At 47.6% G+C, this 25,533-nt stretch carries 27 protein-coding genes; all 27 read right to left on the bottom strand.

Annotated elements, in window-relative coordinates:
- Positions 1-45 precede the first annotated feature (45 nt).
- Complete coding sequence (locus tag IPL71_RS05200) at positions 46-303, bottom strand: DUF5661 family protein (RefSeq protein WP_345319508.1); 258 nt, start codon at positions 301-303, stop codon at positions 46-48.
- 17 nt (positions 304-320) lie between these two features.
- Positions 321-707 carry a hypothetical protein gene (locus IPL71_RS05195; protein ID WP_345319506.1) on the bottom strand — a complete coding sequence of 129 codons (387 nt, stop codon included), beginning with the start codon at positions 705-707 and terminating at the stop codon, positions 321-323.
- A 29-nt stretch (positions 708-736) separates the two neighbouring features.
- Positions 737-1,465 carry a hypothetical protein gene (locus IPL71_RS05190; protein ID WP_345319504.1) on the bottom strand — a complete coding sequence of 243 codons (729 nt, stop codon included), beginning with the start codon at positions 1,463-1,465 and terminating at the stop codon, positions 737-739.
- Between the two features lie 38 nt (positions 1,466-1,503).
- Entirely contained in the window at positions 1,504-1,659 is a 156-nt protein-coding gene (locus IPL71_RS05185) for a hypothetical protein (RefSeq protein ID WP_345319502.1), read from the bottom strand.
- 166 nt (positions 1,660-1,825) lie between these two features.
- Entirely contained in the window at positions 1,826-2,485 is a 660-nt protein-coding gene (locus IPL71_RS05180; RefSeq protein WP_345319500.1) for a hypothetical protein, read from the bottom strand.
- On the bottom strand, positions 2,466-3,371 hold the full coding sequence (locus tag IPL71_RS05175) for a hypothetical protein (RefSeq protein WP_345319498.1): 906 nt from the start codon (positions 3,369-3,371) through the stop codon (positions 2,466-2,468). The genes IPL71_RS05180 and IPL71_RS05175 overlap by 20 nt, the downstream gene beginning before the upstream one ends.
- 125 nt (positions 3,372-3,496) lie before the next feature.
- Positions 3,497-3,934 carry a CBS domain-containing protein gene (locus IPL71_RS05170; protein ID WP_345319496.1) on the bottom strand — a complete coding sequence of 146 codons (438 nt, stop codon included), beginning with the start codon at positions 3,932-3,934 and terminating at the stop codon, positions 3,497-3,499.
- Between the two features lie 175 nt (positions 3,935-4,109).
- On the bottom strand, positions 4,110-4,268 hold the full coding sequence (locus IPL71_RS05165; protein WP_345319494.1) for a lmo0937 family membrane protein: 159 nt from the start codon (positions 4,266-4,268) through the stop codon (positions 4,110-4,112).
- A 314-nt stretch (positions 4,269-4,582) separates the two neighbouring features.
- The gene (locus tag IPL71_RS05160; RefSeq protein ID WP_345319492.1) at positions 4,583-4,936 is read right to left on the bottom strand and encodes a carboxymuconolactone decarboxylase family protein; all 354 of its coding nucleotides are present in this window, start codon (positions 4,934-4,936) and stop codon (positions 4,583-4,585) included.
- A 208-nt stretch (positions 4,937-5,144) separates the two neighbouring features.
- Positions 5,145-6,251: a zinc-dependent alcohol dehydrogenase family protein gene (locus IPL71_RS05155; protein ID WP_345319490.1), complete on the bottom strand. Its 1,107-nt coding sequence runs from the start codon at positions 6,249-6,251 to the stop codon at positions 5,145-5,147.
- Between the two features lie 196 nt (positions 6,252-6,447).
- Positions 6,448-7,335: a BON domain-containing protein gene (locus IPL71_RS05150; RefSeq protein WP_345319488.1), complete on the bottom strand. Its 888-nt coding sequence runs from the start codon at positions 7,333-7,335 to the stop codon at positions 6,448-6,450.
- Between the two features lie 365 nt (positions 7,336-7,700).
- Positions 7,701-7,850: a hypothetical protein gene (locus IPL71_RS05145; protein WP_345319486.1), complete on the bottom strand. Its 150-nt coding sequence runs from the start codon at positions 7,848-7,850 to the stop codon at positions 7,701-7,703.
- Positions 7,851-7,888: 38 nt separating this feature from the next.
- A complete protein-coding gene (locus IPL71_RS05140; protein WP_345319484.1) occupies positions 7,889-8,242 on the bottom strand; it encodes a YtxH domain-containing protein in 354 nt (117 codons plus the stop codon).
- Positions 8,243-8,303: 61 nt separating this feature from the next.
- Positions 8,304-8,462: a hypothetical protein gene (locus IPL71_RS05135; RefSeq protein WP_345319482.1), complete on the bottom strand. Its 159-nt coding sequence runs from the start codon at positions 8,460-8,462 to the stop codon at positions 8,304-8,306.
- A 15-nt stretch (positions 8,463-8,477) separates the two neighbouring features.
- Positions 8,478-8,891, bottom strand: a complete 414-nt coding sequence (locus IPL71_RS05130; RefSeq protein WP_345319480.1) for a hypothetical protein — start codon at positions 8,889-8,891, stop codon at positions 8,478-8,480.
- 111 nt (positions 8,892-9,002) lie between these two features.
- Positions 9,003-9,257, bottom strand: coding sequence for a GlsB/YeaQ/YmgE family stress response membrane protein (locus tag IPL71_RS05125; protein WP_345319478.1), 255 nt, complete (start codon positions 9,255-9,257; stop codon positions 9,003-9,005).
- A 101-nt stretch (positions 9,258-9,358) separates the two neighbouring features.
- Entirely contained in the window at positions 9,359-9,598 is a 240-nt protein-coding gene (locus IPL71_RS05120; RefSeq protein ID WP_345319476.1) for a CsbD family protein, read from the bottom strand.
- A gap of 172 nt (positions 9,599-9,770) precedes the next feature.
- On the bottom strand, positions 9,771-10,157 hold the full coding sequence (locus IPL71_RS05115) for a response regulator (protein WP_345319474.1): 387 nt from the start codon (positions 10,155-10,157) through the stop codon (positions 9,771-9,773).
- 92 nt (positions 10,158-10,249) lie between these two features.
- Entirely contained in the window at positions 10,250-10,630 is a 381-nt protein-coding gene (locus IPL71_RS05110; protein ID WP_345319473.1) for a GlsB/YeaQ/YmgE family stress response membrane protein, read from the bottom strand.
- A 49-nt stretch (positions 10,631-10,679) separates the two neighbouring features.
- Positions 10,680-11,159 carry a hypothetical protein gene (locus IPL71_RS05105; protein WP_345319471.1) on the bottom strand — a complete coding sequence of 160 codons (480 nt, stop codon included), beginning with the start codon at positions 11,157-11,159 and terminating at the stop codon, positions 10,680-10,682.
- Positions 11,160-11,216: 57 nt separating this feature from the next.
- Positions 11,217-11,858 carry a PRC-barrel domain-containing protein gene (locus tag IPL71_RS05100; protein ID WP_345319469.1) on the bottom strand — a complete coding sequence of 214 codons (642 nt, stop codon included), beginning with the start codon at positions 11,856-11,858 and terminating at the stop codon, positions 11,217-11,219.
- Positions 11,859-12,037: 179 nt separating this feature from the next.
- Complete coding sequence (locus IPL71_RS05095; RefSeq protein WP_345319467.1) at positions 12,038-12,949, bottom strand: sensor domain-containing diguanylate cyclase; 912 nt, start codon at positions 12,947-12,949, stop codon at positions 12,038-12,040.
- A 302-nt stretch (positions 12,950-13,251) separates the two neighbouring features.
- A complete protein-coding gene (locus IPL71_RS05090) occupies positions 13,252-15,474 on the bottom strand; it encodes a PAS domain S-box protein (RefSeq protein WP_345319466.1) in 2,223 nt (740 codons plus the stop codon).
- Positions 15,475-15,658: 184 nt separating this feature from the next.
- Positions 15,659-18,667, bottom strand: a complete 3,009-nt coding sequence (locus IPL71_RS05085; RefSeq protein WP_345319464.1) for a PAS domain S-box protein — start codon at positions 18,665-18,667, stop codon at positions 15,659-15,661.
- Positions 18,668-18,845: 178 nt separating this feature from the next.
- On the bottom strand, positions 18,846-19,490 hold the full coding sequence (locus tag IPL71_RS05080; RefSeq protein ID WP_345319462.1) for a response regulator: 645 nt from the start codon (positions 19,488-19,490) through the stop codon (positions 18,846-18,848).
- On the bottom strand, positions 19,487-21,055 hold the full coding sequence (locus IPL71_RS05075) for a histidine kinase (RefSeq protein ID WP_345319460.1): 1,569 nt from the start codon (positions 21,053-21,055) through the stop codon (positions 19,487-19,489). The genes IPL71_RS05080 and IPL71_RS05075 overlap by 4 nt, the downstream gene beginning before the upstream one ends.
- 128 nt (positions 21,056-21,183) lie before the next feature.
- On the bottom strand, positions 21,184-25,533 hold the full coding sequence (locus tag IPL71_RS05070) for a glycoside hydrolase family 94 protein (protein WP_345319458.1): 4,350 nt from the start codon (positions 25,531-25,533) through the stop codon (positions 21,184-21,186).

Raw genomic sequence — 25,533 nt, 5'->3', positions numbered from 1 at the left:
ACTTTTATTATTTTCCATTACCTTAAAACGCACACCTTTCACAATCTAGGAATCTGCCTCGGTTTCCATTTGATCAAGGCGTGTATAGTAATCTTTTATTTCTTTAAGATGTGCCCAGGCAATCTTGCCTGTGAGCAAAGGATCATCTCCTGTAACATTGGTTTCAGGATCAATCGCGCCATGCTCAAGTTCTATTTCCAGCCCGCGCCGAAACTGCTCAAGATCAATTTGTGACCAATCCACTTTAATCTGTGTTCCGATCAAACGGGCTTCTTCAGTTGAGAATTTTCGTTTTTTATTCATTTATACCTCGCGTTTATTTAAACCAGAAAATGTTCCTGAACCTTTGCTGAAATTTGGCGGTCGGTCATCTTATCCGCAGTTTCAACGGCAAGGATGTGAATATTGAGACCTTCATGTTCCATGCGTTTTTGCAATTCACCTTTTGCCTCACCCGGCCCAAAAATATGGATCGCATCTGCATCACGCACGGCGGCGATGATTTCATCATAGTATACATTGAGATGATTCTCAAACTGACGATCCCGCACATCTTCTGTCGAACCGATCTCTGATGCATCACCGCTCGAAAAACGGACATGTTTCTCCATCCCTGATGCGATCTTTTTTATTTTTTCACCTTCATCGGTAATAAAAACGATAATAGCTTTCCGATGATCGATCCACAAGCCGATTTTTCTTTTCATAGGAATCTCCATATCCATAATTGGAAAAATTATCTTGAACTCAATATATCTTTGTTAACAAGCAGCGCAGTTTGAATCACTTCCGTGATCCGCTGCTCATTATTTGCAGGAACCACAGAGATCAACGGATTGCGGCTAGGCTGCCTTGACAATTCATCAGCCAGACGCCCCGTATGACTCAAAGCAATAACCTGGCGGTTATGCTTCAAGCTTAATTCAATATCTTTACGGGAAACTTCACCGCCATTGATCAAAATTGTCACAGACCGATGCCCTTCAGATAAAATGGTTGCCGCATCCACGATCCAGGGAGACTCATCTCCAAACTGGCTGCCAGGCACAAGGATAAAATGAGAATAATGTGACTCTAATTGCCAGCGCTGTTTGCCCCACCATAGAAATTTTGCACTTTGCGGTCCGCCGGGCCACGTAACCAAATCTTCTGGGGCCACGCCAATTAAAGGGAATGTGTAAAGATTTTGCCAGCGTATCTGACCGATCTCATCCATAACCCCCATATCTGTTCCTCCGCAAATAATAACAGCATTCAAAGCCTGTACAACCCGGGCAATGGTCTGGATCGCCCGCCGCGTCATGGCAGCCTGTTGTTTATCAATCTCACCTCCGATCAATACGAGAACGGGGCGGCCGTTTTCCAATTGCAATTCAGAGATGGCTTGCGGTAGATCTATAGGTTTTTCAGGAAAAACGCAGAATGCCTGCTGGTTTGGGAAGAGAATCTTTTGAATACGCATCATTACCTTTCTTTCCTATTTTATATTTTTCCGATCGACCATCAACCCGGCAACACTGAGCTGGCAGACAATAAACTTGGCGGGAGATTATCTTCTTTTGATTTTGAAAATTGACGCAGCTTACCATGCACAAAGACAACCGGATACACCAGCAGCGTGAGCAAATCCATCACGATAAAGATCAAATTCAGCTTCATTCGTTATTCTCCTTATTAATACTTTAAACGATAAATATCATCGGGGTATCCACATCTCAGTTCTGCTTTTTATCAAACTAGTGGAAATATGTGTGCGGTCTCTGCGTCAAAAAAATATGCCCGCTGTTCACAAACAGCTGTATCAACCCAGTGTCATCTCCAAAAACTATCCATCTGTTTTATCAAGCAGCCTTTCGACACGCTTTACCCTCTGACGGTTGGCTTCATGCTCTGCTACCCGTTTGTTGAATTCAACTTCGTCTATCACGACAACATCAGGCAGGTTTTGAGCCGAGAGCTGCAGAACCGCCTCGTCCTTAAGTTTGATATCGTCAAATACTTTCAAAAAAGCTCCCGCAACCTGACGCGCAAACGAACGATCATCAAGCACTGCAACGTCCACGGGCAGAGCTGGCACAGACTGTGGAGTATCGCCATACACAACTCTGACAGACAGTTTGCCATTATCAATATAGGGAAAATCTATATGGGTTGGCAGTTTATCAAGCTGACCACGGTCAAGAATAAAGGCATAGCGCAGACCATCACTATTACACGACACCACCTGCACCTGTAATTCATTTGCGAGATCATGCAATAAACGCGGATCGAAATAGTCACTGAAGGGAATCGAAGTATGGGCGGCAATATATTTGTTATTGAGTATGCCAAACAGCACGACCATTCCAGTACCCGGGTCTTGCGTTAATCGCCAGCGCTTAAACCTTGGCAGCAATCCCCATTTTGTCAGGATGGCAGATACTTGAGCCCTGATACGCCGGGTAATCAGATTAAAATGATTTGGGTCAACTGTCTGTATTGTCATCTTTATCCTTCTCTTCGCTGTTTCGCAGTTTATCCTTCACTTCATTCATCCAATCACCCACCTGATCATCTGGATCTGTGAGTTGATAACCATCCTCGACAATATCACTATCGAGATAAGGTAAAGAGTTGTCATGGTGATGATGCGGCACTTCATCTATTGGAGGAGGCAGTCTTCTATCTACCGGGTTTTCGAGAACGCGCTGGTTGGACTGTTGAATCTTTAGCCAGCGCCAGAATCCCCAAAGCATCAAAATAGCCAGCAATACAATAAACATTGGCAGACACCACATCCACAAAAAGGCAATGGGAATCTGCCTCTGTTCTTCACGCTGTCTTTCCTGATCGTCATACCATTGTGAAGTTGCAACTGCAACCTGGGTTTGAGTGGCGATATTGTTGGCAATGGCTGTCTGTGTGCTCGCGGCAAGATCATCCTTGTTTAGCTGGGTAATAACGGCTTGCGCGTTCTGTGTTCCAACCGCCATGGTTACTTGCAGGTTGTATTGTGACTGGGTCAGCGCCGCCATCTGTGTTGATCCGGCTGAATTAACAGTCGCCTGCGCATTGGCACGGACAATTTCGGCAGTGGCCGCGAACTGCGCTGCTATAACATTTGCATTGTTTTGCTCCTGAGTTAAAGCAGCGCCCAATGTCGCATTGGCCGAATCAACAGTTGCCTGTGCATTGGCACGGACAATTTCAGCGGTTCCTGCCGCCTGACTATCGGCACTATACATTCCCTGATTCAAAACAGCAACGAGTGTGGCTTGGGCACAGGCTTCACACGGTGTGACAATAACGAGTACCGGCGTGCCTAACAGCACAGCCGCTCCGGGTGTAGACGGGGTGACCGTCATTCCTGTACACGCAGACAGAAGCAACACACACAGCTCCATAAATCACGATAGCGCAAAAATTGCGGCCTACAACATTCATATTAATGATCCACTCCAACAAAATGAGAAGCTGCCAGGGCTGGGATTGGCTTGCTTCTTACAGATCGGCTTTTTTATTTTCCGTTCGCTTGTGAAATTTCCTTCACCATTGCAGCTGTCTTTTTCGGATAATCCACACGCGTCGCAACATCTGCCTGGGCAATAATCCCCAATATTTTGCTGTCATCATCCACAATCGGGATGCGGCGTAATTGATTCTCAGACATCACGTCCAACGCCTTCTGTAAATCATCATCGGTATGACAGGTAACCACCTTACGTGTCATGACCGTCTCCACTTTCGTGGACTTGGCATCAAGCCCTTCGGCGATAATTCTCAAAGTCAGATCACGATCGGTTACGATGCCGATCAATTTTTTTGTCTCTTTGTTTTCAACAACTGGTATCGAACCAACGTGCTCGCTTTTCATCAGTTCCGCCGCTTTTGTCACCAGATCATCCGGCAAACAACAAACAGGGTTCTTCGTCATTACTTCACTGCATCTTTTCATAGAAATTCTCCTTTAAAACAGTACGATTGACATTGAGCAATCTATCGCAAATAGCCGATCAAAAACAATACAATTAAAACGACAACAACTGTGTACAACATGGGATTCTCCTTTCTTTTAATTTCACTGACCGAGCAGGCATGCCTGCCCGGTCAGCATTCAATGGAATACGTAGTTACGCGATCCCTAACAATCTCAAAATAACGAGAATAACCACAATGACCAGCAAAACGTGAAGGACGTTACCGCTGCGCGGGATCCCGGAAAAAACACTCGGACCAAAATATCCGAGCAGCCACAGGATGAGTAAAATTACAATAATTGTGTATAGCATTGGAAATCTCCTTTTTTAGATCGGCTTGTCGTGCAATTCATCCTACAATAAAACATCCCCGGTCACATCCATCTGCCGGGGAGTGTTATTCTCCGCCACTTGGGGGAGAATATTCAAGTAGATCATTGCACAAGTCAAAAATAGAAAATCCCGCCGCACGATGAGCGGCAAAATAGTAGACGTTATCGGCAATAAGCCAGGAACACTTTTTGGATGCACACGATCAGCGCCCGATTTTAATTTTCCGATAACGTTTGGCTTGTATATCTGCCTAGATCTGCTTGCTTTCATTATGCAAGAGAGTTGTAGATAAATTAACGGAAACCTTCTTTTTCGAATTGATCCAGAGCCAGCAATGCTTCTGAACCGTATATTGTCGAAGGGCCGCCACCCATCATCACGGCAACCCCGATAGACTCAACGATCTCAGGTCTGGTAGCGCCGGCATGAAGGGCATTATGAACATGATAGGCAATACATCCATCACAGCGGACCGTAATCGCGATTGCCAGAGCAATCAACTCCTTAACCTTCGCGCTTAATACACCGTCCATCATGGATTGCTTATGAAGCTCGCCAAATCCGGCCATTGTGTTGGGGATTTCTTTTCCTACAGAGCCCATCAATCCGGTAAGTTGTTTGTAATATGCTGGGTATTGCTTGTCCATTTGTAACTCCTTTTGGGGCATTAAATTTCTGAAGCAGTAAAAAACTGCTGACGATACACATTAAGTTCTTCTTCCACTAATTACGCGCAATAAGATAATGAATACTGCGCAAAAGAATGCGATCAAAATTGATTGTAGATCAACCGCTGAAACCGGCCCGCCCATCTTAAAAAAACAGGACGCAGCACACGACTAGAAAAGCGATTCACTAAACAACCACAGGGAATGGTATATTTTTTTTCATGCCAGACTGGGCAGATTCCTGCGCCATAACGTCGTTTGTTATGATTACTTTCAATGCTTCCTTTTTCATTGCATCGCCAAAAGTATCATAGGCTTGCATCACTTGATCCAACGTAAAATGGTGGGTAATTAAATCCTTCGGTTGCAGTTTTCCTGAGACCACTGTTTTTATCAGCATTGGTGTTGTGACGGTATCAACCAAGCGCGTTGTGATCGTAATATTTTGCGACCAGAGTTTATCCAGATTTAGCTTAACTGGTTTCCCGTGTACACCCACATTGGCGATAAAACCACCTGCTGTAACAATCGCCTGGCAAATCTCAAAGCCTGCCGGAATCCCAATCGCCTCCACTGCCACATCCACGCCCCGGTTATTCGTCAACACCATGATTTTTTCGGCAGCATTCCCAAGGTCATTGCGGATGACTTGCGTCGCTCCAAATTTCTTCGCCACTTCAAGACGATTATTGTCATTATCCACCATGATGACTGCCGCTGCCGAATAGAACTGCGCCGTAAGGAGGACAGCCAGCCCGATCGGGCCTGCGCCGATAATTGCCACAACATCTCCGGGCTTTATCTGCCCATTGAGAACGCCGCACTCAAATCCCGTCGGCAGGATATCACTCAACATAACGAGCGCCTCTTCATCGGCTTCAGCAGGAATCGGATGCAGGCTGTTATCTGCAAAGGGAATGCGGACATATTCGGCCTGCGTCCCATCGATCAGATTCCCCAAAATCCAACCGCCGCCGTTCTCACAGTGTGAATACATCCCCTTTTTACAATTGGCACATCTTCCGCATGAACTGATGCATGAAATCAAAACATGCTCGCCAACGCTAAAATTCAAAACATTACCGCCGATCTCTTCGATGATGCCAACACCTTCATGACCGAGAATGCGTCCATCGGTTACAGAGGGCACATCGCCTTTCATAATATGCAGATCTGTACCACAAATGGTCGTCCTGGTCATCCTAATGATGGCATCTGTTGACTCCTTAATGACCGGCATGGGTTTTTCTTCATAGGAACGGATTCCTGGAGCATGGTATACAAGCGCTTTCATTAAATCATCTCCTTCACTTATCAGCCGGCTCATCATTCGATAAACCAGCTTTAATTATCACAGGCCAAAACTATCAGTTGCAAAAAATTGTTCCCTGATCGAGGCATCTTCAAGTATTTCCCCAAACGGGAACGGATCAGATTCGTCTGCAAGTTTAAGATCTGCATTCCGGTATTCGATCGGAATTAACACATCCTCAGGGCAATAAGGATATGGTGGAATCCAACTCAGGTTTGCGGCGAAAAAAAGAAGCGGGGTCAAAATCCACATATCGATTTCTTTCATTACTGCGAATATACAAAAACCCTGACACCCGGGTCAGATAACGAACCAGAGTCATGGATACTGTTATCAGTTGCTCTGGAACTGGCGTTTTACCATCAACCAGTGAATTGAGTTCATACTGCTGATTGGTAAATTTCCCCTGCATCGTCACAGCAATCACCCGCCGGTGATTCGGATTGATAATGACCTGTTTTACAATTCCAAACGCACCATCAAGAAAATAAATGGTCTCTCCAATGATGGGCTGTAAGAACAATTGATTATGTGATTTCAACGCAGACCCTGCCACGCGCACGTTATTGATCACCCCGCGGACATTTGGAATCCCCGCCGCGCACTTCTCTGCCAGCCATACAGTATTTTGACGATCAACAACGCCATTGATGGAAACGACTCCATGCGAAACACCTGTAAAGAACTTACAGCTATAAGTATGTTCCAACTTTCCCAACGCTGCAGCAACTTCCAGCGTGAGTCCATCATCTAACACAAGGTTATTTTTAATTTCCAAAATATCAGGAACAGATAGCACAGCATTTTCAACTCTGCTCTGGCTGGCCGTGCTCATCACATGACCACTCAAATAAACAATTCCATGTTTGACAGAAACATCAATTTCATTAAAATCCGTCATGCGCAGAACATCATCCCGTGATAAAGCCTGAGAAACAGCCTCTTCAATAGCCATATCTGCTTTTCGGATCAAATCGGAATCTTCGCCGGCGTCTTTCATTTGTTTTCGTTCTTCACACCTCGAAAATTTAGCATAATTTATCCTTGGTATTTGGTCTGGAAACATACTCACTCCTCTGTTCAATGATCCGGATTTTATATCCGGCTTCCCGTACGTCGAAATTTGCGATACAAGAAGCAGCGACAAGTCGTCAAGACATTATGTTTTTTCTGGAAATAGAGACGGCCATCGGAAGATTAAAAATGCGGATGCAAACTACGACAGAAATTTCATAATAATCAGGATAACAATAAGGACAGCCAGCATATAGATAAAACTGCCTGTGTGTGGAATACCTGGAAAAATTAATTGGCCAAAAAAACTGAACAACCATTGAGTGGTCAATGCCAGGATAATGAACTCAGACACGGGAGCCTCTTTTACAAAAGTACAGTCTCACCCAGTTGGGTTCCCCGAGTGAGACTGTACTTCTAGCGGCCGATCAAAATGAAAATGCCAGCCACGATGGCAAGCAGAGACAAAATCAATCCCGGACCGCCCATCGCAACAAACGCAGATAAGCCTGTGAGAATAAGCCAGATGGCCAATAACAGGAAACCTATATTTTTAGTAATGTTCATAAAAATTTCCTTTCACTAAGAAAGTACAAGCGTAAATCCTATGAATTTTGAATTGCTTTTTTACCGGCTTGTGCGGCATCAGAAACACGATCCAATTGCTCAACCACCAAGGCCTGGCCTTGATCCAACAATTCCTTGGCTTTCCGGCGTCCGCTGATCGTGAATTTATTTCGATCCAAACGTACCTGCGCCATCGCATCTTCCACCATGCCTGTGGTTCGATCACGCAGCTCGATTCCTTTTTCCTGAATTTGCAATCTGGTATCTTCACCAGATTGCGGCGCCAGCAACAACATTGTCACCGCTCCAGCCAGCCCACCCACCAGCAAACTGACAAAAATACTAAAAACATTGTTCTTGCGAGATACAGATTCTTGATTTTCGTTAATCATGGTATTTCTCCTTCTCTTTTAAATATCATAAATATTTATTACAACGGTTTTTAAGCGGATACTATTTACAGGGTTGGTAATCTAAATAAATACCCGCATCCTCTTGTTCATCTTCAGTCAACTGAATAAGACCAGTCAGCCAGCGCAGGATGCGATTTAAAATATGCGGGCGGATAAAAAGCCGCGGATCTGACTCTTGCTGACAATCGGGATTATTCACAACAGCCTCTTTTGTTTACCGGATATTATGATTCTCGCTGGTCGTCGTTTCTGTAACTGCCACCACCGCTCCACGCGGACGATAAAACACCAGCCAGATCACTCGTTCCATGGCCCACGCAACCAAACCATAGACCAGCATTGCAAACAGGGAGGAAATTTCAAGCACCATATTGCCGGCTGCTGGCGAACTGACCAGATCGGTGAATGGAAATAGAAACAGGTAGGTAAAGCCATAGATCAAGGCGACGATCGGGCTGTTTGGATTTGCGCCGATCAACATCAAGCCAATGCGAAGGGCGATCAGTACTTCAAGTATTCCAAATAACAACCAGATTAATTGAGAAGCCTTAAAAGTAAAAATGCGCTGCTCCCGTTCCGGTTCACTCTGTGACGTTCTAACTTCTGACACTCTATTATTATTTGACATTTTGATCTTTCTTTCCGGTATATGCTTTGACATTAATAATTTGTACGAACAGGGGTATGTACATACCCCTGTTCGTTTACTTCATAAATTTGAAAGGGATGCGGTTCCGCGTTAGCGGCGAATCGCCTTGACGATCCACAGCAAAATGACGGCGCCGATCAGTGTGACCAGCATGGTTGGAATGGTGATGGCGTCATTGATCGTCCCAACACCCAACAATGGGCTGATAAAGTAACCGGCAACAAACGCGCCTATAACGCCTACTACAATATCAAGCAGCGTGCCTTGCTGCGAATTTGTGTGCATGATCCTGCTGGCAATATAACCAACGATCGCACCGGCAATAAGATAGATGATAAGGTTCATTTTTACTCTCCTAATTAATTTTTTAAAAACGCACGGCGGTTCGGATAAAAATTATCGAACTGAGCCCATTTTCAAGCGAGAATGAGCATTCCATATTCCGGCTATTTAACAGGAGCCGGAACGGTTTTCTTTTTCATGGCAGCTTCGTAATCGGTTACACGCTTGTCAATTTCGTTTGCAGCGGCCTCACGGGTATAGCCATATTTTTCCTGAAGCATGCCGGCCAAAACATCGAACTTTCCGGCAGCGCGATCAAGGTCATCATCGGTGAGTTTGCCCCACCAGGCTTTGGCCTCGCCCCGAATTTGCTTCCATTTTCCTTCAAAAATATCCTTGTTCATGATTTGATCCTCCAGATCATTTATACAAACTTGCACGGTTGGAATGACACTACCTTCTCCTGGCTTGAGACTGAGCGATTTCTGCTTTCAGTTTTTCAGCCGGGTGAAACACTGTCCTAATTTACGCCGGTGCGCAAGACAGCGCAGTTGCACCGGATAACAAATATCCCTTTCAGCCAGATGGTGTCATTTTCTTGATGACACTTGCAGCAACAGCTCGCAAACGTTCAGATACACGTTCTGGTGTTTCACCTTTACTGATAAACGCATCAGCACCGGCAGAGAGTGCAGCTTGTTGACGAGCATCCAAATGGCTGATGAGAACAATGACCAGCGCAGCCGGGCAAACCATACGAAGTTCGCCAATCGCAGCACCAGGTTCAATCGGGAGTAAATCCCAATCAACCAGCAAAATATCTGCGCGGCTGAGTGGCACTTGAGTTAACGTGGTATACCAATCCGCCGCTTCGCCAACTACTTCCATATTCAGGTCAATCAGCAGCAGGCGCAGAGCCGAACGTTCTTCAGATTTGGCATCAGCTATATATATACGGGTCATACATTCATCCTACAAGAAACACTCCCCAGGCACATCATGCGTCTGGGGAGTGTTTTTCTCCGCCACTTGGGGGAGAGAAAAGCGAACGGGGTTTATTGCAGGAATGGCAATGCTCTGATACTGCCGCAAAACATGGAAGCTGACGACAAAGACCAACAGCTAACATAGATATAGATCAGGAATGCAATGAGCAGCATTAACAAAAATCCGGCAATATTACGAAACAGCTTTGAAATTGCCAGCAGGATAACGGCCCCGCCCAGCGACACCAACATGGCAGGAATGCTAAAGTTGCCCTCATTGATCGTACTGACATTAAACAGAGGGGTTAAAAAATAGCCGCCCACAAACGCACCGACGATGCCGACAAGAATATCACCGATCAGGCCTTGGCGATCATTCGTGCGCATGATGAGACTGGCAGCCCAGCCGATCAAGGCTCCAACAACGATCCATATCATAAAATTGATCATGTACTTCTCCTAAACAAATAGCAAATCAGACTGTGCGATGTCTGCGCAGTTATGAAGAGTGAATATGCGTTATTCGTTCCCAACCCTGCCGCCGCCAACTCTCCAAATATTTGGGGTCGGGCCAGCATTCAGATGAGATAAAATCCAAAAACTCAACCGGATAAATAAGTCCACGGCGATCCGGTTCTGACCAGCCAAATTCAACTTCCCGGTCGCAGTTTCCGCAATTGACAAAAAACTCATCGCCTTCGCGGCTGGTTTGTATATCATGCACTTCATAGTCTTCCGGTTCAGAAGTTGAATCGTCCTCCGCGAACTCACCGAAGTCACCCCGTTGAACTTCATTATCCGCATTTTCCTCAACCTTTTCCTTAAAAGCATATTGCCAATGGTGATTCTCTTTGAGCGGTCCCCATTCACGCCAACTTTCGCTGTCGTTCCCTGCCTCAACGTTCCAGGTGTGGGTAACGATCAATTCATGGCCGCCGCATGTTTTACAGGTAAATACCTGGAATTGGTTATCTTTCATGACCATACTCCTTCTGATAATTCATCAGCATCTTCCAGTAAAAAGACGCTGCTGTTTTCAAGACCAAAGCCTGTGGATCGGGAAGGTCGGCAATGATTCAACCTGAGCCTTATCTATTTTTAAAAATACAGTTTGTGTATCGGCGTGAGATTCACCCAGTGCAGAGAGAGGGATGATTACATCCTTTTGTCCCCAGAGATGCCCTTCCCGCATCACTAAATAAGTGATGTGACCATTTTTTGCATTAATCACCAACTCATCCACTTTACCGACATAGCCATCGGTTGCCTCGATGCGAGTCCCCCGCCGCACAGCCAATTCTCCTGGCGGAATCTGTAAAACTTCATTCGGCACCTGCACAGTTATTTCAGGAGACACATAAGGCATGTAGTAATAAGATCCCATACCATACATTCCGCCTGCGAGCATGAAATCTCTGTCGGGGATCGTCTCTTCAATGTATTCAGTTTTAACAAACCGCTGCATCTTCTCCAGATCAGCCTTGCTGCAACGCAGTTGAATCGTCTTGGCAATGGTTGCAGAGATAACATCAACCGGCACAATATACTCGACATCAGATGCCGTCTCTTTTATAACCAGATTTGTTACCCGATCGAGCAATGGGTCTATCAAGACATATTCAGATTGACCACAAACGCCGTCTGTACATTCAACCTGGGCCTGTAAAGGGATTTCCATTTTATACCTCCAAAAAACATAAAAAAATAAACATTCTGACACGGACTGACTGAAGCCGGAATACCGACCATAATTCATCATACAATGAACACTCCCCAGCCGCATCCATCGGTTGAGGAGTGTTCATCTCCCCCACTTGGGGGAGGTCTGCTTACGACTGACAGATATGTGTTGTGCTTCTACCCCGCGATCATCACCCTTCCACGTCCTTCACTCTTGGCACGATAAAGCGCAGTATCAGCCGCTTTCAAAATTTCGGAGCTTGTACAGCCATCCTGTGGAAATGCCGCCACACCAAAAGAAAGAGTAATCGGTTCAAGAGTCTGACCTTCAAATTCAAGACTGAAATCGCTGGCTCGACTGCCTAAAAATTCAGCGCGCTGACGTGAAACCTCTCGCGACGTATCCGGCAGAATGATCATGAATTCATCACCTCCAAAACGGGAGGGAATATCCTCACCACGGACATGCGTCAACAGCAATCTTCCCAACTCACGCAGGATCGCATCGCCTGCGGCATGTCCACGGGTATCGTTGTAACCTTTGAAACCATCCACATCCAACATAATCAAGCCCAGTGTGAGCTGTTTACGGGCAGCTCTAAGCAACTCGCGTTCCAGTGTTTCCTCTAAATAGCGCCGGTTAAATAAACCGGTTAGAAAATCCCGCACCGATTGTTCACGCAAAAGCGCCTCGCTTTTTAGCAGAGCATCCTCGGCATGTTTACGTTCTGTTATATCTCGAATATTACACTGGATCACTTTTTTATGATTCACCAAATAAACGTTGCTCACGAATTCAACCTGAATCAACCGTCCATTTTTCATTTTTAGCGGCAGATCTTCATAGCGAATATATTCATTTTCCTGCAGTGCTTCGAAGGCGCTTTGGCTGGCTTCCACATCCTTAAACGCGCCAACTTCCCACAGCTTTTTTTTCACAAACTCTTCGCGCGAGTACCCAAGCAAATTAACAAGGAAAGGGTTAACATCTGCGATCGCCCCTGTCTCTGCATCCAAAATTAAAATCCCATCCTGGGCTGCTTCAAACAGACGGCGATAACGAAGTTCTGATTCTTTCAGTTTTTTCACGATTACCAACTCCACTTTTCTGTCATACCCTTTATGGTATATCGGGCGCCATTCATATTTAACCTCTTGCAAAAGTCCGTTTTTTTACCACAACACTTGTACCGAACGCTAGCGCTGGTGAGACACAAAGTCTTAAAACTTGCACTGTGCTGCAGTAAGGAAAAAAGCTTAGTGACTTAGTGCCCTGGTGACTTTGTGTTTTACAGCGCGGTACTTACTACAAGAGGTCTATTATTGATCTATGCAATCTGTTCTGGCGTCTTGAACCGGCTGAAAATCAAACCGGCAAGAGCTGAGTTAATTCAAGCAGGGATTTGCATAAATATATCCACCACCTGCGGATCAAAATGTGTACCCGAGGAAGAAAGAATGTGATCGCGCACCTTTTCTTTCGTCCAGGCAGAACGATAGGGACGGTCTGAGGTTAGCGCATCCCATACATCTACAACTGCAAAAATACGTGCAACCAATGGAATCTGCGCGCCCTTCAGTCCATGCGGATATCCGCTGCCATCCCATTTTTCGTGGTGACTATAGGGAATGTCCAATGCCAGCCGCAGATAACGAATGGGAGAGAGCATCTCATACGCGAAAGTTGGATGCATCTTCATCGCCGGCCATTCTTCGCCGGTCAGCGGGCTGGGCTTGTGCAGGATACTATCCGGCACACCCATCTTACCGATGTCGTGCAGCAACGCGCCCCAACGAACCTGTACCAGTTCCTCTTCATTCAAACCAAAAGCCCGTGCAAGTTTCACGGCCATTTCCGTCACGCGTTGCGTGTGTCCCTCCGTTTCTTTATCACGTAAATCAAGCGCACGCGACCAGCCTTCGATGGTGGCATCATACGCCATGGCAAGCTCTGAATTAGACCGCTGTAAACTCGCAAATAAAGTGACGATCTCAATCGCAATCGCCGCCTGCCCTGCCAGAGAATTAAGAAAGTCGAACCATTCTTCATCCGGCTCAAGCGCATCACGATGAAAAACTTCCAGCACGCCTTTTACCTGTCCCTTGATAATTAATGGCACACCAAAGTAGCAGATAAAATCCTCACCCTCTAAAAGCGCGGTCAGGAATTGATTATCAGGCGCATCCCTTAGATTTGGGATGCGTATCAGTTGACGATCCAAAGCGGCACGGCCAGCGTACCCCTCGCCCAAATATACCTGTCTATTTCTAATGGTTTTCGTACGGAAGCCGCGCTCCGCGCCGTATTCCAGCATTTGCGAATTTGTATTTAAGATCAGAATATCAGCCGCATCAATGCCAAGTTCCACGGCAACATGGATCAGAATTTCTGAAAGGCTGAGCTCCAGATCAAAATTAGCCGCAATGATCCGATCAATACCGCTCAAGGCGGTCAGATGCTCAAGCTGCCGGCGTATCTGCTCCTCCGAGTGTTTGCGCGCAGTGATGTCACGAGCGATGCCTTGAAAATCGATGATGTCCTTTCCGTTGTAATGGGGCGCTGATAGAACTTCAACATAATGTATCTTTCCATCCTTTCCGCACACCGCGTATTCAGCAGCTCCCTCCAAAATTTTACCCTCCAAAATTTTCGACAGGCTCTTTCGATATTGCCCCAAATAGTCCTGCGGAATAATATCCCAAATACTCATTGATAAAAGCTCTTCTTCATTAAATGCAAGTTCTCGGCACATCGCTTTATTAACGGTTAATATCTTCCCTGATATTTCAATAATAAATACACCTTCAGGGCTTTGATTCACCAGATCGTAATATCTTTTTTCATTCTCCTGCAATGCGACGATGATGCGCTTATGCTCCGTGATATCGCGGATATTGCACTGAATGACCTTTTCATCCCCCACCAGGTAAACATTGCTGACAAATTCCACCTGGATCAACTGCCCGTCTTTTGCCCGAAGCGGCAGGTCTTCATAACGAATAAATTTATGTTCCTGTAAGGCTTCAAAGGCATCCTGACTGGCTTCAATATCCTTGAACGCGCCCACTTCCCAAAGTTTCTTTTCCACAAACTCTTCGCGCGAATAGCCCAGCATCTTTATCAGGTATGGATTAACATCCCCAATCCTGCCTGTTTTGGCGTCCAGTATTAATATGCCATCTTCGGCGGCCTCAAACAGACGGCGGTATCTCGCCTCAGACCCCTGCATGGCATCCTCTGCATGTTTGCGTGCGGTGATGTCGCGGATATTGCATTGGATTACTTTTTCATCCTCCACCAGATAGACATTGCTCACAAATTCAACTTGAATCAAATACCCATCCTTCGTTTTCAGCGGCAGGTCTTCATAGCGAATATATTCACTGATCTGTAAGGCTTCAAAAGCATTCTGGCTGGCTTCAATATCTTTAAATGCGCCCACTTCCCAAAGTTTTTTCTCCACGAATTCTTCGCGCGAATAGCCCAGCATATTGATCAGGAAAGGATTAACATCCTCGATCATCCCGGTCTCGGCGTCCAATATTAATATGCCATCCTCGGCTGCCTCAAACAGGCGTCGGTAACGAAGTTCGGAATCTTTCAATTTTTGCAAAGTAAAACCTCAACTTTCCTGGCTGTACCCTACGTCAACGCGGCAGAATGTCTTGCTTATACAACTGGTACAGGCGCTTAAACGCGCAAAAATATGCTGATACTGCTATTTTATAACGAGCGTTCACCGAGCACATCCATCTGTTGACCAGAGTTCACCTCCGCCACTTGGGGGATATGGACACTCAAACGTCAGCGAGAATCTGTAGAAACAAATCCACCACTTGCGGGTCGAAGTGTGTACCGGAAGAGGTGCGGATATGCTCACGGACTTCTTCCACTCTCCAGGCCGGGCGGTATGGACGGTCTGAGCTCAATGCATCCCACACATCAACCACCGCGAAAATACGCGCAACCAGTGGAATGTGTATCCCCGCGAGTCCATGTGGATATCCTCCGCCATCCCATTTTTCATGATGATAGTAGGGAATATCCAATGCCTGCCGTAAATAGCGAATGGGAGAAAGCATCTCATAGGCGAAGACCGGATGCTTCTTCATGGCAACCCATTCTTCGGGCGTCAAAGGACCGGATTTAAATAAAATTCCATCTGGTACGCCCATCTTGCCAATATCATGCAGCAACGCGCCCCAGCGGACCTGCACCAATTCCTCTTCGCTCAAACCAAAGGCACGCGCCAGTTTCACAGTCATTCTGGTCACACGCTGGGTATGCCCTTCGGTTTCCTTGTCGCGTAGATCAAGTGCGCGCGACCAACCTTCTATCGTGGCGTCATACGCCATGGCTAGCTCCGAATTGGATTGCTGTAAACTCTCAAACAGCAGAACATTTTCAATCGCAATCGCGGCCTGCCCTGCCAGCGCATTGAGAAAATCAAGCCACTCTGCATCGGGGGCAAGAACAGAGCGATGGAATATCTCCAACACGCCCTTCACCTGGCCTTTGGTAATTAACGGTACACCGTAGTAACAAATAAAATCATCACCGGTCAAAAAAGATTCGCGGAACAGAGTATCGGGTTCGTCCTTTAGGTTGGGAATTTGGATCATTTTTCGTCCCAATGCGGCGCGGCCGGCATAACTTTCGCCCAAACGAATTTGTGCATTTCTGATGGCTTTGTTGCGGAAACCGCGCTCGGCACCATACTCTAACACTTGTGAAATCGGATTTAAGATCAGAATATCAGCCGCATCAATTTCAAGTTCGGCGGTGACATGCATCAAAATTTCTGAAAGGCTGAGTTTCAGATCAAAATTAGCCGCAATAATCTGATCGATGGCGCTTAATGCGGTCAGGTGTTCAAATTGTCGTTGTATTCTTTCCTCGGCCTGTTTGCGTTCGGTGATATTTTCATGCGCCACCACAATCCACCTCTGACCGTTATTTTCAAATTTTGTAATTCGCGCCACATACCATTGCTGTTGACCCGGAACATAACAGGGATACTCCACCCTGATCTCCCCCGTTCCCCTATTGCGGATTTCTCGAATCGCGTTTGCAACCAAAGCCGCTTCCTCGGCATACTGACCTGTCGCCGAATCGCAAATATCGAGATAGTTCAACCCAATACAATGGTTGGGATGTTTCAATCCATTCAACCTGCCAAAATTGCGCCAGGCTGAATTAACATGCACAACATTGCCTTCATCATCCAGGATGGTGATATTTGAAGAGAGGGCATCCTGAACGCTTTGTAAAAATTCACGCGCGTTTATTAACTTCTCTTCGGCCTGTTTGCGCTCTGTAATATCGATGATCATCCCGCTCAAAATATCCTTTTCAATGATTGCGCTCAACAGAATATTCCGCGTTTCTCCGCTTTTGGTTAACACATCAAGTTCGTGATTATTGATCCGGCCTTCTTCTTTCAGAATATCCAAAACCTTTGTCCGGTCTAACGGATCAACATAGTGCAGAATCACCCCCACCTGTTTCATATCCAGCATCAGGTTATAACCAAAGATGCGCGCCAGCGCGTCATTCAAAAACAGCAGATCGCCCTTGATCGTTGTGCGAAAGACGCCGACCAGCGCATTCTCGGCCAGATTACGAAATTCCTTTTCGGAACGGGCAAGTGCCTCTTCGGCCTGTTTGCGTTCAGTAATATTAACCATAATGCCCTGCCGGAATTGGGGCGGACCTTTCACAGAAGTGACCGAAACCAGTTGATCATGCACCCAAACCAAATGTCCATCACGGGCGATCATTCGATATTCCATATCAAAAGGTTCATTGTTCTGATCGGCAGTGAAGGCGTTCTCCAGCACACGCGAACGGTCATCAGGATGCAGCGCTCCCAGCCACGATTTCGGATCATCCAGCCATTCCTGCGGGGTGTACCCCAAAAGAGCCTCGATCTGCGGGCTGACATAAATACTGGTGTTTGCATCGCCTACCGCATTCATATAAACCACTGTGGGGAGATGCTCAACCAACATGCGAAACTTCGCCTCAGATTCCTGCAAGGAATCTTCCGCTAGTTTACGATCTGTAATATTACGAATATTGCACTGGATTACCTTTTCCCCTCCAACCAGATACACATTGCTGACAAACTCCACTTCAATAAACCGGCCATCCTTCGTTTTGAGCGGCAGGTCTTCATAGCGGATATATTCATTTGCCTGCAAAGCCTCAAAGGCCTCCTTGCTGGATTCAATATCGCGGAACGCGCCCACTTCCCAGAGTTTTTTTTGGATGAACTCCTCGCGCGAATAACCCAGCATATTAACCAGATACGGATTCACATCCTCGATCATGCCTGTTTCGGCATCCAGGATCAGAATCCCATCCTGAGCTGATTCAAACAGGCGGCGGTATCTTATTTCAGATTCCTGTAAGGAATCCTCCACCAACTTGCGTTCGGTAATATCACGGATATTGCATTGGATCACTTTTTCATTTCCCGCCTGATATACATTACTGACAAACTCCACCTGAATCAAACGACCACCCTTCGTTTTGAGCGGCAAGTCTTCATAGCGGATATATTCATTCGCCTGCAATGCCTCAAAGGCTTCCTTGCTGGATTCGATATCGCGAAACGCGCCCACCTCCCACAATTTCTTTTTAATAAACTCCTCGCGCGAATAACCCAGCATATTAATCAAATACGGGTTAACATCCACGATCATGCCTGTTACGGCATCCAGAATCAAAACTCCATCCTGGGCTGATTCAAACAGGCGGCGGTAACGAAACTCAGATTCTTTCAATGACAGTTCAATTAACATTTTTTTCGATTGCAGGTTTCATATCGTATGAATGCCCTTCTCATTCAAATTTCAAATTTGGCAAATAACGCCAACGCACGAATACACTCCGGCACTTAAGTTTATAAGAAAACACTCCCCAGGCGCATCATGCGTCTGGGGAGTGTTTCTCTCCGCCACTTGGGGGAGATGTAAAAATTCAGGAAATAATGCGGCTGCGCAAGGCCAAAGTCACTGCTTCGGTGCGGCTGGCGACTCCTAATTTTGAGAGTACATTACTGACATGCGATTTGATCGTGGATGGACTGACGGTTAACCTTCCGGCGATCTGTGTATTGTTCAACCCCTCCACCATCAAAGCCAGCACCTCGCGCTCCCGCTCTGTCAAATCAAGGCCGGGCACGGGCGGTTGGCTGGCTACCTGCACCAAAGCCTGCGCCGCTTCTGGAGAAAGAGTTGAACGGCCGGCATACGCGGCGCGAATGGCCCGCGACAGATCATCGGCAGAGACATCCTTGAGTAAATAAGCGATCGCTCCGGATTCCAATGCTTTCTTGATCAGCTCTCCCTCTTTGAAACTAGTCAGCGCAATTACCTGCACCTGCGGATACATTTGACGGATGATGCGTGTTGCAGCAGCTCCATCCACATCAGGCATAACCATATCCATCAAGACCACATCCGGCAAAACTTCACCGCATAATTTGATGGCTGCCTGCCCGCCATCGGCTTCACCGGCCAATTCCAGATCATCGAAAACCTTCAGAAAGGTCGCCAATCCCTTACGCACCATTGTATGATCGTCCGCCAACATGACTCGAATCGGTTGGGATGAAATTGTCATATAGACTCCTTATTTGAGGAAATTGCACAGCGGATCGTGAGTTTAGTCCCCTGACCCGGTTGACTCACAATGGATAACTGCGCCCCTGCGCCTTCTGCGCGCTCCTGCATCATCCCCAGCCCGTAATGACCTGAGAAAGTTTGCTGCGTATCAAATCCCTGACCGTTATCCTGGATGCACATCTCAATCACATCCTCCACCTGTATCAGACACACCTCCACCTGAGTAGCTTTGGCGTGTTTGGCAATATTACTCAAAGCCTCCTGGCAGACACGATAAAAAGCGATCTGTACTTCAGCTGGCAGGGAAAACTCTCCGTCAATGGTCACCGTCAAAGGGACGTTGGTTCGGCCAGAGAACGCATTTCCCAACAGCCGCAACAGATCATTCAAACTTGAATCAGTCAACGTCGAAGGCCGCAGTTCCGCCAGCAGGGCGCGCATCTCAGCCATCGCACCGCGTGTCAGACGGCGCAAGTCTTCAAGCGAATGCCTCGCCTCCAACTGATCACGATCCCACAAACGCGGCAACACTTCCGCGATCAATCCGGCAGAAAACAATGATTGATTAACAGCATCATGCAGATTGCGGGCCAAACGCTGCCGCTCTTCCAATACTGCGAGTTCCTGTGCATGCCCGTACAGTTCAGCATTGATCATCGTGATCGCCGCCTGATTGGCAACACTCAAAGCCAGATCCGCATGGTGGACAGTGAAATAATTGCGCATCTCGTGCGCCACGCCCACACCGCCGATGATACGTCCCTTCACAGCCAACGGCACCCACATCCACGATTGCATTCCATCCAACAGCACGGCAGCTTCATCAGATAGAAGCGAACGTAAAAATTGCGCCGGTGGGACATCGCTCCATACATCCGCGATACGTATCGGTTGATGTTTATTAAATAACGCAACCAGAGTCTCAGAGTCTTTCAAATGTATATGGACCGACCCCAACTGTTCCAGGTATTGTGTTCCGCGCATTGCCAATGTCACCAGTGAAGAACCTTCCAAAGCAAAGAGACCACCGTGTGTAAACTCAATGATCTTCCGCAACTGGTCAAGGATTAACTCCGGCTGAAGTTCCAAAGTGGATGCCAGTGTATGCGAAATCTCCAGCAAGGTAGCCTGCTCATGTGTGCGGACTTCGACACGCCGCCCGAGCAATTGTTCTATTTGCATCCGTTTACTGACATCACGCACAACGTTCAGCAAACAGGGCCGGCCTTGATAGGTGTACGCAGTTCCGCGCCAGACAGCATAAAATGTTGAACCATCACGGCAGACATCCAGCGTCTGGATATCAAACACCCCATCCGGCTGAAACACCTGAATGGATTCACTAAATACAAACTGACTGTCAGAATGAATACAAGCTATCAACGCCAAACCGATAAATTCTGCATGTGTATAACCATGCATGGCACAAGCCGCAGGATTCGCCATCACCACAAGGCCGCTTTCAAGATCATTGACGATCAGCCCATCGGCAGCGACATCAAAAATATCCTTGTACAGTCCTGCTTGTTCTTCACCTTCTTTATATATTCGACTCTGTTGCATGTTAAGCTCCGATCTGATTGTACAGCAGCTATACATTGTTAGTTTAAGACAGCCGCCCGGTTATTGATGAGCGGTCAGCCGTCAAAACAACGCTACCCAGCATCACCCGCACCTCATGCGGTTGACCATCATCCGCCAGCGGAATCAGATTGCCGATCAACGGAATTCCATCCAGAGTAATATTCAAAACGCCGCGCTCCACACCATTTGGATTCTCCACGCTGATCTTGTAATGTGTATGTCTTAAAACGATAATCCACTTTATATCCCAGCCAATGAGCGGGAATACACGGATTGATCGTTAATGTATCTGCAACCCGGGCAATGCCCAAAATGGCCTCGATCCCCAGCCGATACATCCAACCGGAGGAACCTGTATACCAGGTCCAGCCGCCGTGACCGATATGCGGGGGCACGCTGTAAATATCGGCGGCAATCACATAAGGCTCCACTTGATAACGTACCGCCTTCTCAAATGTATCTGCATGACGAATCGGATTCAACAAGTGGAACAATTCAACGGCACGGCTGCCCTGCCCGAGTCTGGCAAAAGCCCAGGCGGTCCAGATCGCGGCGTGTGTATATTGTCCGCCGTTTTCGCGCACACCCGGCAGATAGCCTTTGATATATCCCGGGTCACGCTCCGATTTGTCAAAAGGCGGCGTGAACAATAGAATCATTTGATCCGCAGATTTCACCAAACGCCGATCAACAGACTCCATTGCCTGCGCCGCGCGCGATGAATCCGCTGCACCTGATAAGACCGCCCATGATTGCGCGATCGAATCGATCTGACATTCAATATTCTCATGCGAACCCAAACGCGAACCATCATCATAAAAGGCACGCAGATACCAGTCCCCATCCCAGGCGTGGGCTTCAAGTGCCTGTGCCAATTTCTCTGCTTGTTCAAGATACAGCGCAGAGTCGTCGTTCATGAACTGCATCAGCGGGGCAAACTGTTTGAGCGTGGCATACAGGAACCAGCCGAGCCAGATGCTCTCCCCGCGTCCATACATCCCGACTCGATTCATCCCATCATTCCAATCGCCGCCACCCATCAACGGCAGTCCGTGCGCACCAGATGTACTTCCCTTTTCAATTGCGCGGCGGCAATGCTCATACAAAGTATGCAGATCAGTTGACGTTTCGTATTTTGTATAGCGTTCCATTTCACCCGGCCTGAGCGCTTCGCCTTTTAGAAAAGGAATGCTTTCGGACAAAATAAATTCATCACCGGTTGCAGAAACATATTCAGCAGTGACATACGGCAGCCAGAGCAGATCATCCGAGAAGCGCGTCCGCACACCGCGCCCGGCAGGTGGATTCCACCAGTGCAACACATCGCCCGCTTCAAATTGATGCCGCGCCGCTTCCAAAATTTGCGCGCGCACAATATCAGGCCGGGTATGCAGCAAAGCCAGCACATCTTGAAGTTGATCGCGGAAGCCAAACGCGCCGCTTGATTGATACAACGCAGTGCGCCCCCATAAACGGCAGGCGATCGTTTGATATAACATCCAGCGATTAAGAATCAGATCCAGCGCGGGATCGGGCGTCTCAACCGTGATGACGTTTAGAAGTTCATCCCATTGACTTTGGACAGCCTGCCAGATCGTTTCAACCTCCGCCCGTGCCTGAATCTGTCCAATCAGCGCCAGACTCTCAGCCCGATCTTTTCCCTCCCCAATTAAGAAAAAGACTTCCTGCACAGCACCCGGCGCGAGATCAACATGAAGTTGGATGACTGCACACGGATCAAGCCCGGCATTGACCGCGCTTTCCAGTCCGATCCGCTCAAGCGCCGCCGGAGCCCGCAGACTTCCCATGCGCCCTAAAAATTCTGTGCGGTCAGTGGTCACACCGTGCGGTTTGTGACTGGATGCTAAAAACGCAACACGTTGACCGAACTCGCTATTGAAATGATTGGAAGCAAGCAGCGCATTTTTTTCAGGATCAAACTCGGGCATGATGTGCGCCTGATGAATATCGCGTGTTGTGCCAAGCACCCATTCTGCATAGTATGTGACCGTAACCCGGCGCGGACGGTCCCATAGATTTTGTAAACGCAAATGTACGATCTTAACCGGCGCATCAGGCACAGCGAACAAACGCAGTTTTTGATTTAAGCCATGACTCTGACTCTCAAAGATCGAATACCCTGCGCCATGCCGGATGATATGAGTCACATCCGCGCCGGCTGGCATAAGAGTCGGAGACCAGACCAGGCCGGTCTCTTCATCACGCAAATACAATGCTTCGCCCGGCATATCCGTCACCGGATCGTTGCGCCAGGGGGTTAATCGATTCTCGCCGCTATTCTCGGACCAGGTACAGCCGGAGCCTGATTCTGAAACTAGAAATCCAAATTGCGGATTGGCAATAATATTGACCCACGGATGCGGCGTGTGCTGTCCGGGTTGAAGATGGATGACATATTCCCTGCCATCACGAGTAAAGCCGCCGAGGCTGTTGTCCATTAGCAGGTCATCTGGCAGCGCAAGCAATGGCGTCGGTTCAGGATCAAGTTTCGGCGAGAGTGAAGCGGTGAATTGCGGTAGAAGAGTCGGTTGGGCGGTTAATCTCAAAGCGTGATCCGCCAACGTCCCGCCTTTCTCATCCAAAATAACACCTGCCACGGTTTCAAATAAAATCTGATCAGCCTGCTGCAATTGATCGGTGCGCAGTATGAAAATTCCATCGCGTTGATTTAACGAAGCGTCCACGCCCATACGATGAATGCGACGTTGAATGGCGTTATGCAGATCGAGTGCATAGCCTGTATCCTGATCGTTAAGGATGACAAGATTAACCGTCGCATGATGAGTGCGCCAATAGGTGAAAGCCAGCAAGGCCTCGCGCAGCAAAGGCGACTCGCCATCACGAACACGTACCAACAGGATCGGATAATCGCCCGAAATACCGAAGGCCCACAAGTCTGATTGTCCCTTTTCGTTTTGCGCCAGAATATGCGGCTCAGCGCGCAGCACGCCTGTGGGGTGGATCAAGGCGGAATACAGGCGTTGAATATTTTCAATGGCATACGCATTCAATCCAAGTTTGAGCAGTTCACGCTCACTATAAGCACGCGATTCGTTGAAGGCGCGATGAATGGATTGCCCGGTTTGATAAGCGGATAATTTTTCCAGCGCTTCTTCCCGTGTTGATGCGGCTACTGTTAAGAAAGTAATTCTGGTCTTTGCATGAGGTTTCAAATCAATATTCTGCGCGAGTGAAAAGATCGGGTCAAGTGTGCCGCCGGTGGAACCGGGCAGATGACGATTTCCGCTTTTTAATGCAGCGGGATTATGCATGGTACGCGACCTGCCCAAAAATTTAGCACGGTCACTTTCATGTTCTCCGGTCACTTTGCGGCCGGCTTCGATCACCATCGCGTGGATCAGCACCACAGGCTTTTCATCTGCAGAGCGCGGACGCCGTTCAAATATAAGTGCGTTCTCTCTGGGAAGATATTCGCTCTCGATAAAAAGTTTATTGAAGGCAGGGTGTCTGCGGTCGGCTGACTGCGCCGCCAGTACCACTTCACCATAACTAGCCACCTTCAAACGACGAGGACGGTCACTATCGTTCAGAATATTCACCCGCCGGATCTCAACGCCATCTGTGCTGATCGTGACTCCGGTGCGCAGGGAGATCCCATTATCAGAACGCTGGAACTCAACTTTGTGCGGATAGAACGATACATCCTGATAATCAGGCGAACATCCGATCGGCTGACAAGTGGCAGACCAAAGCGCTCCGCTCTCGCGGTCTTGCAAATAGATCCACGTGCCCCACTGGTCGAGGGTTGTGTCGGCATGCCAGCGAGTTAATGCAAACTCGCGCCACTGACTAAATCCGCCGCCGGCATTGGTGACGAGCAAACTTGTATCACCCTGTGAAAGTACATGCACCTGCGGAATGGGACTATCCACCGGCACGCGCCACGGCAAACTGTTTACAACACGAACCGCTCCCTTAACCGTATCTGCGGGTTCATCGGGATGCGGGAATTCAATCGGCGGGCTTTGCGGGATCTTTTCCTGAAGCAGCAGTTCCACGCTCTTAATATGTTCATTGGCATGGAAGCGTTTCACCATCACATCATCCAAAAGATAATTGGATGCCGCCATCAGGATCATGCCCTGATGATGCGCCATATACGATTGCACAATTGCGGAGGTCTGTCCGGCAGGCAGGCGCGACTTGGTGTAATCCAACGCTTCGTAAAAGCCAAAGCGTCCAAGCATATTCAATTGCTCCAACTGCGCCATATTCTCCAGCACTGCCTGCGGTTGAAGAGAGAGTCCCATTAATGATGCATAGGGAGTTACCACCAGATCATTGCGCAATTCACGTTTGTAACCGAGATCCGGCACGCCAAATGCCCGGTATTGATAATTTAAATTAAGATCGAACGCGTAATATCCGGATTCTGAAATTCCCCAGGGTACTTCCTCTTCCTTTCCATAACTCAC

Origin of the sequence: Candidatus Villigracilis proximus, assembly GCF_016717045.1 — a bacterium.
Classification (GTDB): domain Bacteria; phylum Chloroflexota; class Anaerolineae; order Anaerolineales; family Villigracilaceae; genus Villigracilis; species Villigracilis proximus.
Note: the sequence above shows the minus strand (reverse complement) of the source record. Positions and strands in the feature narration are given on the sequence as shown.

What these genes read in the sequence shown, in the direction of transcription:
- IPL71_RS05140 (WP_345319484.1), bottom strand. Translation starts at nt 8,242, where the DNA reads ATGATTAACGAAAATCAAGAATCTGTATCTCGCAAGAACAATGTTTTT.
- IPL71_RS05185 (WP_345319502.1), bottom strand. Translation starts at nt 1,659, where the DNA reads ATGAAGCTGAATTTGATCTTTATCGTGATGGATTTGCTCACGCTGCTG.
- IPL71_RS05105 (WP_345319471.1), bottom strand. Translation starts at nt 11,159, where the DNA reads ATGAAAGATAACCAATTCCAGGTATTTACCTGTAAAACATGCGGCGGC.
- IPL71_RS05120 (WP_345319476.1), bottom strand. Translation starts at nt 9,598, where the DNA reads ATGAACAAGGATATTTTTGAAGGAAAATGGAAGCAAATTCGGGGCGAG.
- IPL71_RS05200 (WP_345319508.1), bottom strand. Translation starts at nt 303, where the DNA reads ATGAATAAAAAACGAAAATTCTCAACTGAAGAAGCCCGTTTGATCGGA.
- IPL71_RS05160 (WP_345319492.1), bottom strand. Translation starts at nt 4,936, where the DNA reads ATGGACAAGCAATACCCAGCATATTACAAACAACTTACCGGATTGATG.
- IPL71_RS05085 (WP_345319464.1), bottom strand. Translation starts at nt 18,667, where the DNA reads ATGTTAATTGAACTGTCATTGAAAGAATCTGAGTTTCGTTACCGCCGC.
- IPL71_RS05155 (WP_345319490.1), bottom strand. Translation starts at nt 6,251, where the DNA reads ATGAAAGCGCTTGTATACCATGCTCCAGGAATCCGTTCCTATGAAGAA.
- IPL71_RS05125 (WP_345319478.1), bottom strand. Translation starts at nt 9,257, where the DNA reads ATGAACCTTATCATCTATCTTATTGCCGGTGCGATCGTTGGTTATATT.
- IPL71_RS05130 (WP_345319480.1), bottom strand. Translation starts at nt 8,891, where the DNA reads ATGTCAAATAATAATAGAGTGTCAGAAGTTAGAACGTCACAGAGTGAA.
- IPL71_RS05075 (WP_345319460.1), bottom strand. Translation starts at nt 21,055, where the DNA reads ATGCAACAGAGTCGAATATATAAAGAAGGTGAAGAACAAGCAGGACTG.
- IPL71_RS05190 (WP_345319504.1), bottom strand. Translation starts at nt 1,465, where the DNA reads ATGATGCGTATTCAAAAGATTCTCTTCCCAAACCAGCAGGCATTCTGC.
- IPL71_RS05145 (WP_345319486.1), bottom strand. Translation starts at nt 7,850, where the DNA reads ATGAACATTACTAAAAATATAGGTTTCCTGTTATTGGCCATCTGGCTT.
- IPL71_RS05195 (WP_345319506.1), bottom strand. Translation starts at nt 707, where the DNA reads ATGAAAAGAAAAATCGGCTTGTGGATCGATCATCGGAAAGCTATTATC.
- IPL71_RS05115 (WP_345319474.1), bottom strand. Translation starts at nt 10,157, where the DNA reads ATGACCCGTATATATATAGCTGATGCCAAATCTGAAGAACGTTCGGCT.
- IPL71_RS05110 (WP_345319473.1), bottom strand. Translation starts at nt 10,630, where the DNA reads ATGATCAATTTTATGATATGGATCGTTGTTGGAGCCTTGATCGGCTGG.
- IPL71_RS05080 (WP_345319462.1), bottom strand. Translation starts at nt 19,490, where the DNA reads ATGACAATTTCATCCCAACCGATTCGAGTCATGTTGGCGGACGATCAT.
- IPL71_RS05100 (WP_345319469.1), bottom strand. Translation starts at nt 11,858, where the DNA reads ATGGAAATCCCTTTACAGGCCCAGGTTGAATGTACAGACGGCGTTTGT.
- IPL71_RS05150 (WP_345319488.1), bottom strand. Translation starts at nt 7,335, where the DNA reads ATGTTTCCAGACCAAATACCAAGGATAAATTATGCTAAATTTTCGAGG.
- IPL71_RS05180 (WP_345319500.1), bottom strand. Translation starts at nt 2,485, where the DNA reads ATGACAATACAGACAGTTGACCCAAATCATTTTAATCTGATTACCCGG.
- IPL71_RS05165 (WP_345319494.1), bottom strand. Translation starts at nt 4,268, where the DNA reads ATGCTATACACAATTATTGTAATTTTACTCATCCTGTGGCTGCTCGGA.
- IPL71_RS05170 (WP_345319496.1), bottom strand. Translation starts at nt 3,934, where the DNA reads ATGAAAAGATGCAGTGAAGTAATGACGAAGAACCCTGTTTGTTGTTTG.